At 44.6% G+C, this 18,700-nt stretch carries 15 protein-coding genes and 1 pseudogene; 2 read left to right on the top strand and 14 right to left on the bottom strand.

The annotated features are described in order from the left end of the window. Window positions 1–486: 486 nt before the first annotated feature. The 9 genes and pseudogenes from pruA to ACN6MY_RS04115 form a co-directional block, all read right to left on the bottom strand. Entirely contained in the window at window positions 487–2,034 is a 1,548-nt protein-coding gene (gene pruA / locus ACN6MY_RS04155) for an L-glutamate gamma-semialdehyde dehydrogenase (RefSeq protein WP_419882864.1), read from the bottom strand. Between the two features lie 279 nt (window positions 2,035–2,313). After that, window positions 2,314–3,483 carry a CamS family sex pheromone protein gene (locus ACN6MY_RS04150; RefSeq protein ID WP_419882863.1) on the bottom strand — a complete coding sequence of 390 codons (1,170 nt, stop codon included), beginning with the start codon at window positions 3,481–3,483 and terminating at the stop codon, window positions 2,314–2,316. A gap of 13 nt (window positions 3,484–3,496) precedes the next feature. Further along, on the bottom strand, window positions 3,497–5,503 hold the full coding sequence (gene ligA / locus ACN6MY_RS04145; RefSeq protein WP_419882862.1) for an NAD-dependent DNA ligase LigA: 2,007 nt from the start codon (window positions 5,501–5,503) through the stop codon (window positions 3,497–3,499). 103 nt (window positions 5,504–5,606) lie between these two features. Beyond that, window positions 5,607–7,847: a DNA helicase PcrA gene (gene pcrA / locus ACN6MY_RS04140; protein ID WP_071352906.1), complete on the bottom strand. Its 2,241-nt coding sequence runs from the start codon at window positions 7,845–7,847 to the stop codon at window positions 5,607–5,609. Between the two features lie 174 nt (window positions 7,848–8,021). Further along, window positions 8,022–8,705, bottom strand: coding sequence for a heptaprenylglyceryl phosphate synthase (locus ACN6MY_RS04135; RefSeq protein ID WP_419882861.1), 684 nt, complete (start codon window positions 8,703–8,705; stop codon window positions 8,022–8,024). Between the two features lie 302 nt (window positions 8,706–9,007). After that, window positions 9,008–9,301 (bottom strand): YerC/YecD family TrpR-related protein, encoded by a 294-nt coding sequence (locus tag ACN6MY_RS04130; protein WP_419882860.1) that lies wholly within the window; start codon window positions 9,299–9,301, stop codon window positions 9,008–9,010. A gap of 31 nt (window positions 9,302–9,332) precedes the next feature. Next, a pseudogene (locus tag ACN6MY_RS04125) lies at window positions 9,333–9,650 on the bottom strand (DUF3048 C-terminal domain-containing protein); the annotation flags it as partial. Between the two features lie 81 nt (window positions 9,651–9,731). Continuing rightward, on the bottom strand, window positions 9,732–10,370 hold the full coding sequence (locus ACN6MY_RS04120) for a DUF3048 domain-containing protein (RefSeq protein WP_419882859.1): 639 nt from the start codon (window positions 10,368–10,370) through the stop codon (window positions 9,732–9,734). Window positions 10,371–10,442: 72 nt separating this feature from the next. Further along, window positions 10,443–12,185, bottom strand: coding sequence for an adenine deaminase (locus tag ACN6MY_RS04115; RefSeq protein ID WP_419882858.1), 1,743 nt, complete (start codon window positions 12,183–12,185; stop codon window positions 10,443–10,445). A gap of 179 nt (window positions 12,186–12,364) precedes the next feature. Between ACN6MY_RS04115 and ACN6MY_RS04110 the strand changes: the two genes are divergently transcribed. Then, on the top strand, window positions 12,365–12,622 hold the full coding sequence (locus ACN6MY_RS04110; protein WP_419882857.1) for a YgaP family membrane protein: 258 nt from the start codon (window positions 12,365–12,367) through the stop codon (window positions 12,620–12,622). 129 nt (window positions 12,623–12,751) lie between these two features. Here ACN6MY_RS04110 and ACN6MY_RS04105 read toward each other — a convergent pair whose 3' ends face one another. After that, on the bottom strand, window positions 12,752–13,594 hold the full coding sequence (locus ACN6MY_RS04105) for an aldo/keto reductase (RefSeq protein WP_419882856.1): 843 nt from the start codon (window positions 13,592–13,594) through the stop codon (window positions 12,752–12,754). Between the two features lie 280 nt (window positions 13,595–13,874). Between ACN6MY_RS04105 and ACN6MY_RS04100 the strand changes: the two genes are divergently transcribed. Further along, complete coding sequence (locus ACN6MY_RS04100; RefSeq protein ID WP_419882855.1) at window positions 13,875–14,495, top strand: NAD(P)-dependent oxidoreductase; 621 nt, start codon at window positions 13,875–13,877, stop codon at window positions 14,493–14,495. A gap of 34 nt (window positions 14,496–14,529) precedes the next feature. Here the strand turns inward: ACN6MY_RS04100 and ACN6MY_RS04095 are convergent, their stop codons facing one another. The 4 genes from ACN6MY_RS04095 to purN form a co-directional block, all read right to left on the bottom strand. Continuing rightward, complete coding sequence (locus ACN6MY_RS04095) at window positions 14,530–14,799, bottom strand: excalibur calcium-binding domain-containing protein (RefSeq protein WP_419882854.1); 270 nt, start codon at window positions 14,797–14,799, stop codon at window positions 14,530–14,532. A 255-nt stretch (window positions 14,800–15,054) separates the two neighbouring features. Further along, window positions 15,055–16,329, bottom strand: coding sequence for a phosphoribosylamine--glycine ligase (purD, locus tag ACN6MY_RS04090; protein ID WP_419882853.1), 1,275 nt, complete (start codon window positions 16,327–16,329; stop codon window positions 15,055–15,057). A 206-nt stretch (window positions 16,330–16,535) separates the two neighbouring features. Next, window positions 16,536–18,074 (bottom strand): bifunctional phosphoribosylaminoimidazolecarboxamide formyltransferase/IMP cyclohydrolase, encoded by a 1,539-nt coding sequence (purH, locus tag ACN6MY_RS04085; RefSeq protein ID WP_419882852.1) that lies wholly within the window; start codon window positions 18,072–18,074, stop codon window positions 16,536–16,538. 19 nt (window positions 18,075–18,093) lie between these two features. After that, complete coding sequence (purN, locus tag ACN6MY_RS04080) at window positions 18,094–18,660, bottom strand: phosphoribosylglycinamide formyltransferase (RefSeq protein ID WP_419882851.1); 567 nt, start codon at window positions 18,658–18,660, stop codon at window positions 18,094–18,096. Between the last annotated feature and the right edge of the window lie 40 nt (window positions 18,661–18,700).

Below are 18,700 nucleotides of genomic sequence, written 5' to 3'. Positions count from 1 at the left end.
TGGCGGTGAGCCTCCTCTGCTGCGCCTGCGGGGTCTCACCTTCCCGCTAACCCCGCAGGAGTCTCGCACCTTACGCTCCAATCAACCCGATTTATCAATGGAATCGCCTTCCACAGTTCATTAAAAAACAACAGTCTTTAAGAAAGGAGTCAAAATGATAGAAGGAAAGCGCGAATATTGTCCGGGAAATAGTCTCTTTTTGGAGTGCAGCCGGGAAATATGGCATTTTACCCTTCACCAGGCACTAAAACCTTTTCTCCTTTTCTTACATTCAACAATAAACGATCTTTTCTATCACTGAAAATACCTTTCTAGGCAGTCTTGCAGCGAAAGTATTATTGATTTTGTCGTCGTCCTATTCCCATCACGGAACATAGATATATCAGCATTCCTAGTATTCTTTTAAATCTTCATGCTGAAAAATATATTAAAATTCTGATGCAAAGCAGAAAAAGCCCTTCCGTGAACGGAAGGGCTCCAGATTGATTAATAGGCTTCTGACGTTGTTTTTCCTTGCATGTGAAGGGCAATGTAATCCGGTCCGCCTGCTTTGGAATCTGTACCTGACATGTTGAATCCGCCGAATGGCTGGTACCCTACAATAGCTCCTGTACAGCCGCGGTTAAAGTATAGGTTTCCAACATGGAAATCCTCGCGCGCCTTTTCCATGTTTTCACGGTTGCTTGTGATAACTGCACCTGTTAAACCGTAATCTGTATTGTTGGCAATTTCGATGGCATGGTCGAAATCCTTTGCCTTGGCGAATGCCACTACAGGACCAAAGATTTCTTCCTGCATCAAGCGCGCTTTCGGATCAAGGTCTGCAATGATTGTCGGCTGGACGAAGTATCCTTTAGAGTCGTCACCTTCTCCGCCGGCTAATAGCCTGCCTTCTCCTTTTCCGATTTCAATGTACTCAAGAATTTTATTATAAGCAGCCTGGTCAATTACCGGCCCCATGAAGTGTGACTGGTCTTCCGGATTTCCGACAGTCAATTCCTTCGTTAATTCTACAGAACGGTTTAAGACTTGATCATACACATCTTCTACAATGACAGCACGGGAACATGCTGAACATTTTTGTCCAGAGAAGCCGAATGCCGATTTCACGATAGATTGCGCTGCCAATTCAAGGTCTGCTTCTTTGTCGACGACAATTGTATCTTTGCCGCCCATTTCAGCGATTACACGCTTAAGCCAGATTTGGCCTTCGTTTACCTTAGAAGCACGCTCAAAAATGCGGATGCCGACTTCCCGTGATCCTGTGAAGGACACAAAACGTGTGCGCGGATGGTCAACCAGATAGTCTCCAACTTCTGCACCGCTTCCCGGCACGAAGTTCAGGACGCCCTTAGGAAGGCCTGCTTCTTCCATTACTTCTACAAACTTCGCTGCAACAATCGGCGTTGTTGAAGCCGGCTTTAATAGTACCGTGTTTCCGGCAACGATGGCAGCAACAGTCGTTCCAGCCATGATTGCAAATGGGAAGTTCCATGGTGAAATGATAATGCCGACACCAAGCGGTATATAATCAAAACGGTTAAACTCATCCGGACGGCTTTGAACAGGAAGGCCATTCTTCAATTTCAGCATCTGGCGCGCATAAAATTCCAGGAAATCAATTGCTTCAGCTGTATCTGCATCCGCTTCATGCCAAGGCTTTCCTGCTTCCTTCGTCATAAGAGCCGAGAACTCGTGCTTACGGCGGCGGATAATGGCAGCTGCTTTAAAAAGAACATCAGCTCTTACCTCTGGCTTCACTTTGCGCCATGATTTAAATGCTTCATCAGCAGCCTCCATTGCCTTTTCAGCCAAGTCGCGGCTTGCTTTTGAAACGCTTCCAATTACTTCGTCTTTATTAGCAGGATTGTAAGAAACGATTTTATCTTCAGTGGAGATTCTTTCTCCTCCGATTAATAGGTCATAGTCTTTGCCAAGGTATTCCTTAACGGTTTTTAATCCTTCAAGGAACCCATTTTTATTGGAGTCTTGAGAAAAGTCAGTAAATGGTTCATGCTTGTATGCCTGTACCAAGATAATCCCTCCTATGTATAATTCTTTAACACCATCTATCATTTTAACTGATAAGTTCAAACTCTTCAAACATCTTCATATAGTATTTCTGAAAGAATTCTCTGAAAATCTTTTAATCTCTTCTTTTTACATCATGTCTGTTCATATTGCCAGGTGACTTTCGCTTCAGCCGCCTGCTTTCCGCAGACAGTTGTACCCTGTTCCTTCCGCTCCAGCCGGCATGAGGCAAATTCCCGTAAAAAATCCCGGCACAGCAGTACCGGGATTTCCTAAAGTCTATTAATCATAAATATGGACGGTTGGCTGGTCTTGATTCGCTTTGCGCACAATAAGTGCTTCCGGTCCATTTACCGATGTAATGGAAACCTGGACGGAAACATACGCAGGAAAGCGCTCCATAACGAGCCCTGTTACATATTGGGTGAAGCCCACTGCTTCTGAGCTTCCATAAAATTGAATCGGAATATCAATATTTAAAGACTTCATTTGATCTTCTTCATAAAAAGCCCTTCCCATTACTCCATTGAAGTTTGGGAAATACTTTTCTACATCCTGTTTAAAGTTCAGGAATGCCACATTGTCATCTCTGTGATCTGTGTTTGCAGTATCAGAGGGAAGGAGATAATACTTTTCATTCACCTTTTCCCATTTATCCACCTGGCCAGCGCCAGCATCTACATTTGTGTAATAAATAAAATTCCCCGGAATCACAGAAGATTTCTGCTTTTGCTCAAATAAAGCAATCGTAATTGGAATGTTTTTCAGCTTGTCCATCTTTCTTAGGCGCTGTAATACCTGCTGGGCGATTTGTTTACCATGTGAAACAACCTCCGCCTGAGGAACTTTTGTATTATAGGTAGCGCCGTACTCTTCTTTTTGATAATAGTGTACAGAATTGAGGGCAAGGCCAATCACAACTCCGCCAAGGCTCACCTTATTCTTTGAATCCTTAAGCAGGTAATCCTGCTCAAGAATATGGGCCAGGTATATCGGATATTTCTTATTTCGAGTATCAATATTGCCTTTACCCGGATCTAATGGATTCAAGCCAATATTATCGCTGGCCTTTATGCCATTTTCCTTGGCCTGCGCCTTTGTGAACTTGCGGTTCAGCCAAAGATTTACGGTATGTGAATCCAGGGATTGACCTTCCTGGAAAAGATACTTATTCGGATCAAAATTATTCTGCGCTATTCTCATGAGCCCTGTTTCGAACTCTTTAATGTCATAGCGGGTATTCAAATTGGAAACTACAAGTCCTCTCGCTTTCGCCGGTTCAAATGGAAGAATTGTGCGGTAGTATTCATCAGAAATTTTGTATTTTGGAATAATCGCTTTTTCCTTTGATTTTGATGAATCCTTCACCACTTCCTGCTGCTTGTCGAATTTCGGGGCACACCCCGCGAGAAACAGCATTAAAATCAGCACGAGAAAGGGAACTTTCTTCATGGCTTACACCCTCTTACTTATTTAATTCTTCAATCAGCTGTTCCTCGTCCCAAACATCAATTCCTAAACTTTCAGCCTTGGCAAGCTTGGAGCCTGCATCTTCCCCTGCAATCAAGAGATCCGTCTTTTTGCTGACGCTTCCTGACACCTTGGCTCCCAGTGCCTCAAGCTTCTCTTGGGCCTCGCCTCTTGTCAATATACTCAGTTTACCAGTGAGCACGATGGTTTTGCCAGCAAAAATAGAGTCAAATTCTTCTGGAGAAACCGGTCTCGGTCCTTTATATTCAAAATTAACTCCTGCTGCTTCCAGCTCCTTCAGCAGCTCTTGCACCTCTTCCATCTCGAAATAGGAAACAACTGAATCAGCCATTTTCCCTCCGATTTCATTGATGGAAGTCAGTTCCTCTGCTGTTGCCTTGCTTAAGGCTTCCATGCTGCCAAGCTCCTGGGCCAGCGTTTTCGCCGCTTTCGAGCCGACATGGCGGATTCCAAGACCAAACAGCAGACGCTCAAGCGAATTGCCTTTAGATGCCTGTATGGCATGAAGCAGATTTGAAGCGGATTTTTCTCCCATCCGTTCCAGTCCAAGAAGCTGTTCTTCTGTCAATTTATAAATATCGGCAACATCCTTTATTAGATGCTCACCGAACAATTGGCTGATTACCTTTTCCCCAAGTCCGTCAATATTCATCGCATTCCGGGAAACAAAGTGGATGAGCCCTTCACGGATTTGTGCCGGGCATTTAGGATTAATGCAGCGAAGGGCCACTTCCCCCTCCAGCCTCACAAGCTCGCTATCGCACTCAGGGCAATGTGTGGGCATAAAGAAATCCTTCTCATCGCCTGTCCGCTGCTCAGCAAGGACATTCACGACCTCGGGTATAATATCGCCGGCCTTTTTGACAACTACTTTATCGCCGATTTTAATATTCTTTTCGCGGATTAAGTCTTCATTATGAAGAGTGGCCCGCTGTACGGTCGTGCCTGCAACACGCACAGGATCAAGTATGGCAGTTGGCGTAACGACACCTGTCCTGCCGACATTAAGCTCAATATCCCTGAGTGTGGTTATGACTTCCTCTGCCGGGAATTTATAAGCTATGGACCAGCGCGGGCTTTTTGCCGTTCTGCCCAGCTCTTCTTGCTGATCAAGGGAATCCACCTTTACAACGATTCCATCGATGTCATAAGCCAGATTCGGGCGCTTTTCTCCCCATCCTGAGATATACTCAAGTACTTCCTCAATGCCGGCACATTTTTTCCGTTCATGGTTAGTTTTAAAGCCAAGCCTGTCCAGAAGATCCAAGCCTTCGCTGTGAGACTTCACGCCTGTTTCGCCAAGATCTGCAATTGCATATAGAAAAATATCAAGCTTTCTTTTCGCCGCAAGTTTGGGATCAAGCTGCCTGAGGGACCCGGCAGCCGCATTGCGCGGATTTGCGAATGGCTCCTCGCCGCGCTCTTCTTTTCCCTTGTTAAGGGCTTCAAACGATTTCTTCGGCATGAACGCTTCGCCGCGCACCTCGAGTGTAACTGCTTCTTTAAGTTTAAGAGGAATGGTTTTAATGGTCTTCAGGTTTTCCGTGATATCCTCGCCGACTGTGCCGTCCCCTCGGGTCGCCCCGCGGGTAAAGTAGCCATTTTCATACTGCAGGGTCACGGCCAAACCGTCAATTTTCAATTCACAGACATAGGAATAGTCTTCTCCCACTGCCTGGCGGACCTTTCTGTCAAAGTCCCTTAAATCATCTTCATTGAAGGCATTGGCAAGGCTGAGCATCGGACTGCTGTGCTCGACCTTTTCAAACATATCCAAAATCGCTCCGCCTACACGATGTGTCGGAGAATCAGGAGTGCGCAGCTCTGGAAATTGCTCTTCATATTCAATGAGCTCTCTTAAAAGCTTGTCATACTCTGAATCCGGCACAGAGGGCTTATCCATTACATAATATTCATAACTGTACTGATTCAGCAGATTCTGCAGGTCTGTGACAATTTTTTGCGCAGCCTTTATGTCCATAAATCCAGCCCTTTCTTTTTTACAGATAAATTCAGACTGACAGACCCTTCAGTCAGTCTGCACAGCTTCTATTTTATTTTAGACTGCGGGAGAATGCCCGCATTTATGCTTTTTCAATTGGTGCAAACTTGGCCAATAAGCGTTTGATGCCGGTAGGGCTCGGGAATGCAATATCAAGTTCCTTCCCTTCGCCTTCACCTTTCACACTGACGACCGTTCCGGTTCCCCATTTTTTATGCGAAGCCTTGTCGCCGACCTTCCAGCCGATTTCATCTCCGCCTGTTTTAGAAGGCGCCGATACCGCCCGCCCAAAGGATGGGGTACGCTGGGTGCCGCCTGATTGAACAGGTTTTGAAGAATAGCTGCTTTGGCTGCTGAACCTTTTGGCCTTAGGCTTCGGCATCAGGTCTTCAAGCAGGTCTTCCGGAATTTCACTAATGAAGCGGGAAACAGGATTCATGTTTGTCCGTCCGTAAAGTGTCCTCATTTGAGCATTCGTGATGTAAAGCTCGGTTTCTGCACGCGTAATGCCCACGTAAGCAAGCCGCCGCTCTTCTTCCATTTCTTCTTCATCCATGAGTGAACGGCTGTGAGGAAACACGCCTTCTTCAAGCCCCAATAGGAACACTACCGGAAACTCAAGCCCCTTCGCAGAGTGCAGTGTCATTAATGTGACCGTCTCCTGTGCTTCATCTGTATCATCCAGAGAATCAATATCTGCCACAAGAGCAAGATCAGTCAGGAATCCAACGAGTGATTTATCATCATTTTTTTCCTCAAAGTTCTTTGTTACAGAAAGAAATTCATCAATGTTTTCCAGCCTGCTTTGAGATTCGATTGTTTTTTCAGCCTCAAGCATTTCACGGTATCCTGACTTGCCGATGACCTCTTCCACCAGCTCTGTAACAGAAAGGTATTCCTGCATGTTGCTGTAGCCTTTGACCAGATCCCGGAACTCCCTTGCCGCCTTCATGATTTTCGGGCTCAGACCGATATGCTCAATCTCCTCCAGTGCCCCAAACATGGAAAGGTCCTGGCTTGCAGCATAGTCGGCAATTTTATCCAGGGATGTAGATCCTACTCCCCGTTTCGGCACATTAATCACCCTGCGCAGGCTGATATCATCATCCGGATTCGCAATCAGGCGCAAATAAGCTAAGATATCCTTGATTTCTTTGCGGTCATAGAACTTGATGCCGCCCACGATGCTGTACTGGATATTGGATTTCAGCAGCACTTCCTCCATGACACGCGACTGTGCATTTGTGCGGTACAATATGGCGAAGTCAGAGAGCTTTCTGCCAGAATCCCTGGATATTTCATTGATCTTTCCGGCTACAAACTGTGCTTCACCCTGCTCGCTGTCCGCACGGAGATAAAAAATCTTATTTCCTTCAGAGTTTTCAGTCCAAAGATTCTTCGGCTTCCGGTTGCTATTGTTTCCAATGACACCGTTGGCTGCGGATAGAATTCTTTTCGTCGACCGGTAGTTCTGTTCAAGGAAAATGACTGTTGCGTTCGGATAATCCTTTTCAAAAGACAGGATGTTAGCTATATCAGCACCCCTCCAGCGGTAAATGGACTGATCAGAATCACCGACAACACAGATGTTCCTGAAGCGGGATGCCATCTGCTTTACAAGCATATATTGTGCCCGGTTTGTATCCTGGTACTCATCCACATGAATATACTGGAATTTGCGCTGATAATACTCAAGCACCTCAGGGACACGCTGAAACAGCAGGATCGTCATCATGATCAAATCATCAAAGTCGAGTGCCTGGTTCTTGCGGAGCCTTTTTTGATACTCTGTATAAACATCAGCAGTCACCTGGCTATAGTAATCGCCTGCTGTTTTTGCAAATTCCTCAGGACTGACAAGTTCATTTTTTGCTGAACTGATGCTGCCGAGGATTGCCCGATAATCATATTTTTTCGTATCCATATTCTTATCTTTAAGTATCTGTTTAATCACCGATTGCTGATCAGTTGTATCGAGGATTGAAAAATTACGGTTAAAGCCGATTCGGTCAATGTCGCGCCTTAAGATTCGCACACACATCGAGTGGAAGGTGGATACCCAGATTTCATCTGCCGCTCCTCCTAATATTGCCCGGATTCTTTCCTTCATTTCCCTTGCTGCTTTATTTGTAAAAGTGATCGCAAGAATATTCCATGGCGCCACTTCCTTTTCCACCATTAAATAAGCAATCCGGTGTGTCAGCACCCTGGTTTTTCCGCTCCCTGCGCCGGCCATGATCAAAAGGGGACCATCCGTTGCTTTCACTGCCTTTTGCTGCTGTTCATTTAAACCATTTACTAATTTCTCAGATAAAAACTGCATGAAAACACCGCCTTTTTTCGAACGTTTGTTCCTAGTATATTAAAAACCCAAGCTCCTTGTCCACTCCCGGCAAAATGGCGCACAAAAGCAGAAAGGCCTTTTTGCCTTAACTCCCTGCTTGATAATGACCTCACAGTGCTATAGCACTTCGGGATGAATCAGAATCTTTTCACTCTATTTAACAGCTTTTACTGTTTCCAGTGCCGCTGACAGGTTATCATAAATAATATTTCCAACTACAATGACATCTGCATGAGCTGCCATTTCCTTAGCCTGTTCTGCTGAAGCAATACCGCCCCCATAAAAAAAGACAGCTTCCTCCAAATTGCTTTTTGCATTTTCTGCGACAAGAGGATCTCCGTACATTCCGCTGTACTCCAGATAAAAAATAGGAAGATGAAACATTTTTTCGGCCATCATCGCATAGGCTCCAACATCCTCGGCATCCTTGTTTGCATCAGCCTTTGTTAAAAGCGCTGCCTTGCTGTCAGGATTAAGAATGCAGTATCCTTCTACAAATATTTCGTCCCAGTTCATGATTTCCCCGTATTCCTTCACAGCTTTATGATGCAGATTCATGATCCAATCCGGATCTGTGCTGTTTAAGACAGAGGGAATAAAGTACAGATCAAATCCGGGAGTTACCGTCTCTGCGTCAGAAATCTCCAGGACACATGGAACGGTATATCTTCGCACCCTTGCCATTAAATCCAATACTTTTTCAAGGGTGATGCCGTCAGATCCCCCCACCATGATGGCGTCTGTTCCGGATTCGCAGATCGCCTCAAGCGCCTCATCACTTATTTCCTTATCTGGATCGAGTTTGAACACATGCTTCCACTCGCGAAAATCGTACATCGTTATCCTCCATTCTAATTCCCATTAAACCATTATAGCATTAAGATTTTTCAATAAAAAAGAGATGTATTTGCAAAAAATTTCTGAAACAAATACGAAAAGCTCCTGTCCTGCCCAGGCAAGTATATGCCAGCAAGAACGGAAGGCCCTGACACTAGCATCACAGACCAAGTTCTCTGCATCCTGCAGCCTCTGCCGGCCAGGCTCTGAGCTATCATGCACCTGCCCAGTATCCCCTAAAAAACAAAAAGCCGGAATAGATAATCCGGCTGTCTGTGCTGATTTTATAAGCGTTCGGTAACTCAGTCTTCCACAATTCGGTCAAGTGCCATTGTATAGGCATCGTTTCCGTAGTTCAAGCAGCGCTTAACCCGTGAAATCGTAGCTGTGCTTGCGCCAGTCTCCGTTTCGATTTTATGATAAGTTTTTCCTTCTTGAAGCATGCGTGCTACCTCAAGGCGCTGTGCAAGTGACTGAATTTCATTCACCGTGCACAAATCATCAAAAAACCGATAGCATTCATCCAAATCTTTTAAAGACAAAACCGCTTTAAAAAGCTGGTCGAGTTCTTTTCCTCTTAATTTCTCTATTTGCATAGTGTATCTCCTTTAAATGTCTGATTCCCTATTACTTATAGGATAGGCTGCCAGCAAGCCCGGGATGATCCGGGATGATATTCACCCAGGTTTTTCCGGGGACGAAGCCTGCCTCTTTGCCATTCCTGAAAGGAACGATTTCCCCGTGTACATTCTTCCACTCTACTTTGTTCACTTTCCCTTTTTGAAAGAGATATCCTTTGCCACCTGAAGTAAAGTTAATATCACGGCGCCCGTAGCTGTCAATGATCTTGTGATGCGCTTCAATCACTAAAATATTGTCAAGCAGAATGGATGCACCAGTTTTATATTCCACCGTTTGCTGGTTGTTTGTATACCGTTTATATTTCCCTGAGCCTTTATCATACGTATAAGTATCATCGAAAGATGCGGAACCATATGAAACGGAAACCGTTTCTGCCGGGTCTCCCTACAATTCCTTCAGCTGCTTAGCATTCAGAAATGAAAATGCCCTGGGCGCGCCGGTTAAATCAAAAGATTTCATCTTTGCTCCCTTTTCAATGCTGCTGAAGGTAATATAGGAATTATGTGGAGCTTTCCGGTCTGAAGATCGTTTGAACAGTGTGCCATCATACTGGATCCCGTTCAGATTATCAATATAACCGCTTTTGAGAAGCTTTTTGGCATCCGGGCTATAACCATGTGCTATATAAACACTATTGAAGCCTTTGGCCAATTTTACAAAATAATCCCGCGCACTGCGTACCGGACCTGCCTGCTCTGGCATTTCACTTTGATATACAGCCAAGAACCTGGTTATACCTGCTTCAGCAAGCATTTCGTACACAATATCTGCTTTCGAAAGCCCCGTTTGCGGCCTTGCCTTCGGATGATTGTTAATCATGATGGCAACTGCCCTGCTGTCCGCAGGATCTTTCGTGCCTAATCCCGTTAAAGGGGACTTATATAGATGTTGCTTTATATCTGTATCTTTAGTTTTAGTGCTATCTGTTGACCGAGGTTCCTGTTTGGGTTTGTCATCTTGTTTATGGCTGCAGCCAGCCATCAGAAGAAACGAAGACAGCAGGATTGAAAAAGTTTTACGCATGAAGACCGCACACTCCCTGACTAAATTTTCAGGCTATTTCCCTCGAGATTGAAAAACTTCTTCTTTTATATTTTAACGCATTATAGAAGGAAAGAGTATAGTTTTCTTCATAACATCGTATACTCCATTTTGAGTCACCCGGATATAAGGCAGATGGGTGGATGAGAAGAACTGCATCGTATAAATCGGGTCAGAAAAAGGATATCCCCTCTCCTTCAATAGCTGCTTTAATTCCTTTTCTTCCTTTATAAGCTTCTCTACCGGTTTGTCTGACATCAATCCCTTTAGTTTCAGAGGAAGTTCGAAGATGATTTTCCCATTTTCGGCAAGTACTATGCCCCCGCCCATTTCTTTCATTCTGTTAAAGGCAAGGATGATGTCTTCCTTCCGTTTGCCAATCGCCACAATATCACCCGTGTTGGAATAAGAGCTTACAATTCCGCACAGCCTGTCTGCAAAGCCCTTTACGATTGTATTGATGCGCCACGTGCCGTCCCTGTCGAGCATGACAAAAAAACATTCATCGTTATTGAAGGATAGCTCTCCATATGATACATCTGAGGAGATGGAGTACGGCTTCGTAATCACATCATTCACCATCTCGATCCCAAAAGGCATTGAAAATTCGAGATCATCGAAATCCATTTTCCAGTTAAGCTCGAGCGGCTCGAAATCATAATCTGTCCAACCTATATCATGATCGGAATCCAGGTTTACGCCGTCTTTTTTCACCCATTGGCCCTTGGCGAGCACCGAAACAGGAACTGGATTTTTCTCGTCAGATAAAAAATTGATGTTTGCCACCCGGCCGGTCGCAATGCTTCCATGCAGGTATTCAATGTTATAATACTTCGCTATGTTAATAGTGGCCATATTATAGGCATCAATTACCGGTATTCCCCGGTCAATCGCCATTTTAATCATCACATCAATCAGGCCATTTTCATAGAAGGAAGGCGGAGATCCGTCTGTTGTAAAAAAGAACCTGTCGAAATGGGATATGCCCATTTCCAGAATTTCATCGAGCAGCACAGGAAGATCCGGACGGATGGATGAATATCTGAGTGAAACGGTATATCCCTGCAACAATCTCGTCATCACTTCTTTCCCGGTCATCGCTTCATGATCGCATCCGACTCCGAACAGCATCATTTTTGCAAGCGTTTTCTCGGAAGCGCCGGGAAAATGCCCTTCAATCTGTTTTCTCATTCTCTTAGCTTCCTGAATCCAGTGCAGCATCATGTCATCCCCTGCAAGCAGGGATGGCCACCCAGTCAGCTCACCGCCCTGCAAGACCGCATCATGCTCAAGCCAGGACTTAATATCTTCATGAGTAAAAATCCTCTCATCATTCCTGAGCTCAGTCTGTGAATCAAACCGGCACCACCAGTACATGGAAGACGGTAAATTACGGAGCTCCTTCAATAAAGTAAACGCTTTCTTTTTATCTAATTGCAAAAAAAGCAAAAGGTTATCATTGATCAATGTGGTTGTCCCGTAGTATGACGAATAGCGTGCATATGTCTGGGGATTATATAACTGAAATGGATGGGAATGAGGCTCTATGTACCCCGGAACCAGAACCTGGCCCTTGCAATCCAGCACCTCACAGCCCGTGATATCGTCAGGGAGCTTTTCGCCCACGTAAATAATCCGGTCTTCATAAATCCAGATATTCGCTTTCATCCATTTACGCAGATACTGATTTAAATAAGTAGTGTTTTTCAATAAGATATGCGGAGCCTTCATGCCATCCAGCACGTCAATATGCTCGCGCAGCTGCGTATTTTTCCATCTGTAGCGCTGTTCCAGCAAATCCATCCCTCCGTTTGAATCGGGATATACATTTCATTGTATTAACAAAGGGGTTTTTTATGACCCGGACAAAAGGAAAATGCAATCCAATTTTCCTTAATAGTACCATATTCAGCATATTAACACATTAAAGTTTAGCAATTTAATGTTAAAACTTTATGAAGGGCGGACAATAAAATATGAACGATAAACAAAATATCAGTATAATGAATGGCTTTGTAAGAATGACATTCGGACTAACCCTGCTCACATGGTCAACAGCCAAACTCGTCAGGAAACCTTGGAAGCAATCTTATGTGCTGACTGCCATGCTTGCCTCCATGAAAGTAGCCAGCGGTGCCACACGTTATTGCCCGATAACAGATGCCATGGAAAGAAACCGGGACCTTGCGGATGCTGTAATGCCAGATGCAATCAAGCAGGAAATGCATAAGTGAATTCGGCCAAACTTCAGAGCAGCGGAGATACCAGATAACCCTCGCTTAATCAGCCCGAATGCCTTACAAGAAAAAGAGGCTGTGCCGCTAGTCATGAATCTGACCAATGGCACAGCCTCTATTTAGGATTTAGAAATCAATATGGTCCGGGTCAGGACCGACACGCTTATTTTGATTCAATTCATCTATTTTTACCATTTCTTCTTCAATCAGCTCGAAGTCAAATACCTGTGCATTTCCGATAATCCTCTGCTCTTTCACAGACTTAGGGATTGTGATGACTTCATGCTGCAAATCCCAGCGCAGAATAACTTGAGCAATTGTTTTGTTATGCTTTTTAGCGATTTCATCAAGCACAGGATGATCAAGCAGCTGCCCTTGCATTAACGGAGACCACGCTTCCACTTGAATGCCTTGTTCTTTGCAATATGCCCGTACCTCTTCTTGAGTTAAATGCGGGTGAAGCTCGACTTGATTGACCACGGGCTTGACTTGCGCGTCCTCCATTAGATCTTTCAGGTGATGCACCTGGAAGTTGCTCACTCCAATAGCCTTCACTTTTCCATCCTGATAAAGCTTCTCCAGGCCTTTCCAAGCGTCTTTATATTTTCCTTCAACAGGCCAATGTATCAGATATAAATCCAAGTATTCAAGACCCAGCTTTTTCAAGCTCAACTCATATGCCGCTATGGCTGTTTCGTATCCTAAATCTGAATTCCAAACCTTAGATGTCACGAACAGCTCCTCACGGGTAATGCCGGCTTCCTTCATTCCTTCCCTTATTCCCTGTCCTACTCCCTCTTCATTTCCATAAATAGCCGCTGTATCGATGCTGCGATAGCCATGCTTGATTGCTGTTTTAACCGCTTCAACAAGCTCTGGCCCTTCCTCCACCTTAAAAACACCAAGACCAAACCAAGGCATTTTTGTTCCATTATTCAGCGTAACACGATCTTGTAAAGAACTCGCCATTTATTAAAACCTCCCATTATATTAATAAGTGCCTTCCTGCTGCACACTAGTATTCATGCATATCCTGCAAAAACTAGTATGGAGGATATGCTGCCAGAAGAAAAGTACGCACTTTTTTGTAATATAGGAACTAAAAAGTTCTTCAGGCACTTTTTAGTTCCTGTAATTAAATAGCTCGCACTAAAAGTAGAATACACAAAGGCAATATGATACATTTTCATTATTATCTGCAAAAATTTTCTTATTAAAAACCGAAAATTGTCTCATGAGGTGATAATCTATGAATCTGCTGATTTTAGGGGCAACAGGGCGTGTCGGCAGCCATTTAGTTACATATGCCATTCAGGAAGGACATCGTGTAACAGCATTGGTCCGCTCTCCTGAAAAAGTCGGGATTTCAGATGAAAAATTGGCCGTTCTAGAAGGAAATGTGCTGAAAATTAAGGATATACAAGCTGCAATAAACGGCTGTGATGCCGTGATCAGCTCGTTGAACACAGATAAAACCACAACACTTTCAGATAGTATACCGCTTATATGCGAAGCGATGAAAAAAGAGGGTATTAAAAGACTGATTACAATCGGCACTGCAGGGATTCTCCAAAGCAGGCTTCAGCCTGATAGCCTTCGCTACCAATCCAGTGAAACAAGGCGAAAGTCTGCCACAGCAGCAATTGAACACCATAAGGTTTACACCTTCCTTAAGGATAGCGGACTTGAGTGGACGATAGTATGCCCTACCTATCTGCCTGATGGGATAAGGACAGGAAGCTATCGTACGGAACCAGATATGCTGCCTGAGGGAGGAACAGAAATATCGGTCCAGGATACAGCCGAGTTTGCCCTGTCTCAGCTAAAAAGCACGGAATTCATGAAGCGGCGTGCAGGGATTTGTTATTAAGCCACAGAGCATAAAAAAAAGAGCCTTTCAGCTCTTATCTTTCACACGCAATTCCATCTTTGTCTCTGTCGCTATGGCTGTTTTTACTGTAAAGTGCGCTTGATACGTACGGCTTGTAGTGTGTTTTTCCGCCTTTGTTTTTAACCTTCGACGATTTTGCCACTCCGCCTTTATATACCTTGTTTAACGCTGTGCAATTTTTGTAGCTGATGATTTTTGTACTGGCTTTAGCATTGTCGCCTGCGCTGAATGAAAAACCAAGCACCAAACCAAATGACAGTAAAATAACGGAAAATTTCTTCATAACCATCCATCCTTTCCAATTAATTACTTTAAACCTTACATATCATAAAACATTTGATGCTAGTTTTCTATTGGTATATAATTCCTTTTTTTTGCAAGATAGATCATTAACCGCCCTAGAAATCCTTTTCTATGAAAATGGATTTCTATTCTCATAATTCAGCAGGTGATCTCTTTCATCCATTAATTCATTGACCGCTGCAGATTCTTCAGTTTATTACAGTAAAAAGCCGCCCCTTTAAAGAGGCGGCTTTTGCTATTTTATCGCTTCGGCCTTCAGCGCTTTATGTCCAATGTCCTTTCTCCAATAAAGCCCTTCGCTTTTTACGCGGTCCATTTCTTTATATACCTTATCCTGCGCTGCCGATAGATTTGCACCTTTGGCAGCAATCAAAAGAACTCGACCTCCTGCTGTGATCACCTGTCCAGAGCTGTTTATTCCAGTTCCAGCATGATATATATGAAGGTCTGATGAAAGATTGTCAATTCCCTCAATCACAGCGCCTTTTTCATAATTCCCCGGATAACCCTTTGCAGCTGCTACCACTCCGATGACTGCGTCTGAATCCCAATTCAGTTCATAATCACGGCCTTCAAGGACCGCCTCAAGTGTTTCCGCAAAGTCGTTTTGGAGGCGCGGCAGGACAACCTGTGTTTCCGGATCTCCGAAGCGGGCGTTGAATTCAATCACTTTTGTTCCTTTTTTTGTAGAAATCAAGCCGGCATACAGCACCCCGGTAAAGGAGCGCCCCTCTTTCACAAGTGCGGCTGCGGCGGGTTTCAGCACAGTTTCCACTGCTTGCTCAACGGTTTTTGCAGAAATCTGAGGTACTGGAGAATATGCACCCATGCCGCCTGTATTCGGTCCTTCGTCTCCGTCATAGGCCCGCTTATGGTCTTGTGCAATCGCCATCGGATACACCTTTTCTCCGTTCACAAAGGCCATCAGAGAAAATTCCTCTCCATCCAAAAACTCTTCGATAACCACTCTTGATGAAGCAGCGCCAAATTTTGAATCAATCAGCATGTCCTTAAGGGCGTCATTTGCTTCCTTAATGGAATTTGCCACCACAACACCCTTTCCGGCAGCAAGGCCATCCGCTTTTATGACAATCGGGGCACCCTTTTTCTCCAGGTATGCTTGTGCTGACGAAAGGTCTGAAAAAGTGCCATATTCTGCGGTCGGAATGCCGTATTTCTTCATCAGATCCTTGGCAAAGGATTTGCTGCCTTCTATTTCCGCAGCAGCTTTTACAGGTCCGAATACCTTAAGGCCGGCCGCCTTAAAATCATCTGCAAGGCCATTCAATAAAGGAGTTTCCGCTCCAATAAAAGTGAGATCGGCATGGCGTGATTTTGCAAAAGCAATCAGCCCCTCATGGTCGGTTTCATCAATGTCAGCCAAGACCGCAACATCTGTCATTCCCGGATTGCCAGGAGCAGCATACACCGTATCCACCCTTTCACTTTCATAAAGCTTTCTCGCGATTGCATGCTCCCTGCCGCCGCGGCCAATAACTAATACATTCATGCCTGCTCACCTCTTTATCGGGTTTTTTGTAAATGCATCCTGGAACTTTATATACAGCCTTACAATTTCCATTTAATTGGATAATAACGCCGAATCACTCTTCATTCGAGCCAAACACCTGATGATTAGAGCCAGATTCTGCTCCATTAGAGCTAAATAGGCGTTAATTAGAGCGAATCATTTATAGAAGACCTAGAAATGGCTGCTTAATGTTTAAAATGGCGCACTCCCGTGAATACCATGGCAATACCATAGTCATCCGCTTTTTTGATAGAATCCTCATCGCGGACAGAGCCGCCCGGCTGAATAATTGCTGTAACACCTGCTTTATGGGCTGCTTCTACAGTATCATCCATTGGGAAGAAAGCATCAGAAGCCATTGCGCTTCCTTTGGCTTTTTCTCCCGCCTGCTCCAGGGCAATTTTAGCCGATCCGACCCGGTTCATTTGCCCGGCACCGACACCAAGCGTCATTTTGTCATCACAAACCACAATGGCGTTCGATTTAACATGCTTCACGATTTTCCAGCCAAGCTTCAGGGCTTCCCATTCCTTTTCTGTTGGCTCCCGTTTAGTAGGCACTGTGATTTCCGCTTCTTCAAAGCCATAAGCATCGCTATCCTGCACCAGCAATCCGCCTTGTACAGAGGAAATCTTTTTCTCCAGATTGTTATCACCTTCAAAGGAAACTGTCAGTAGACGGATGTTCTTCTTACCAGTCAGCACCCCGAATGCTTCTTCAGAGAAGGATGGTGCAATAATAATTTCAAGGAAGATTTCACGCAGCTTTTCTGCAGTTTCTTTATCCACTTCCCGGTTTAACGCAATGATTCCGCCAAAGATCGAGGTAGGATCTGCTTCGTATGCTTTAGCAAAAGCCTCTGAAATGCTGGAACCTGTTCCCACACCGCATGGATTCATGTGCTTGACAGCCACAGCTGCGGGCTCACTGAATTCCTTCACGATCTGCAGGGCTGCATCCGCATCATTGATGTTATTATAGGAAAGCTCTTTTCCGTGAAGCTGCTGAGCATGGGCAACGGAGAAGGATGCTCCTGATGGCTTGCTGTAAAAAGCAGCTTTTTGGTGCGGATTTTCTCCATATCTTAAAGATTGCTTCAGGTTATAAGTAACCGTAAGGCTCTCGGGATTTTCTTCTTCAGCAAGCTCTGTCATATACTCGGATATTACGGCATCATATGCAGCTGTATGGCGGAACACCTTCGCGGCAAGCTTTCTTTTGAAGCTGAACGAAACATCTCCTTCATCTTTAAACTGCGTGAGCACCGTATCGTAATCAGCATGATCGACGACCACTGTAACAAACTCATGGTTTTTTGCAGCCGAGCGAAGCATGGTTGGTCCGCCGATATCAATATTTTCAATGGCATCCTCTGCCGTTACATTCTCTTTTGCAATAGTCTGCTGGAAAGGATAAAGATTTACGCAAACCAATGATATTGGCTGGATCTGATTCTCCTCGAGCTGTGCTTTGTGTGAGGCATCATTTGGTCTTGCCAGTAAACCGCCGTGAACATTCGGATGAAGGGTCTTTACTCTTCCGTCCAGAATTTCAGGAAAGCCCGTCACCTCGCTAATCCCAGTTACTTCGATTCCATTTTCCTGAAGGGCCTTTTTCGTTCCTCCAGTTGATATAAGTTCAAAGCCTGCTTCCTTTAATCCTTTAGCAAATTCAATGATTCCCGTTTTATCAGAAACACTTAGCAATGCGCGTTTAGTCATCATGATCCCTCCGTTTAATGTCTTATGTATGCAATATCTTGTTTAACACTTGCGGGTACAGTTCGTGCTCCACAGCTTGGATCCTTTTTTGCAGAGCTTCCTTTGTATCGCCCGGTAAAACAGGAACCTTCCTTTGGGCTATGGCCGGTCCGGTATCCATGCCTTCATCCACATAATGAATGGTCACCCCGGTTTCCTTCACACCAGCATCAAATGCTTGTCCAATGGCATCCTTCCCGGGGAAAGCCGGCAGATAGGATGGATGGATATTTATGATTTTCTGCGGGAATTTTTGCAGCAGAGTGTGGCCGATCAGGCGCATATATCCGGCAAGAACAATATATTCCGCTTCGTGCTCCGAAAGCGCCGATAAGATTTCCAGTTCAAACATTTCCTTGCTTTCATATTCTTTTGGCGAAAAACAAAAAACGTTAACTCCTTCGCCTGAAGCTCTTTCAAGGACTAGTGCGCCTGGACGGTCACAGACAAGCAAAGAGATTTCAGCCTTTAAACCCCCTGCTTTAATTTCGTCCGCAATAGCCTGAAAGTTGCTTCCGCTTCCAGAAGCGAAAACAGCAATTTTTTTCATAGTCTCCCCCTTAAAAAAACATGTCCAAAACGGAAAACCG

The sequence above is a fragment of the Peribacillus sp. B-H-3 genome, from assembly GCF_048572925.1.
In the GTDB taxonomy this organism is placed as follows: domain Bacteria; phylum Bacillota; class Bacilli; order Bacillales; family DSM-1321; genus Peribacillus.
Note: the sequence above shows the minus strand (reverse complement) of the source record. Positions and strands in the feature narration are given on the sequence as shown.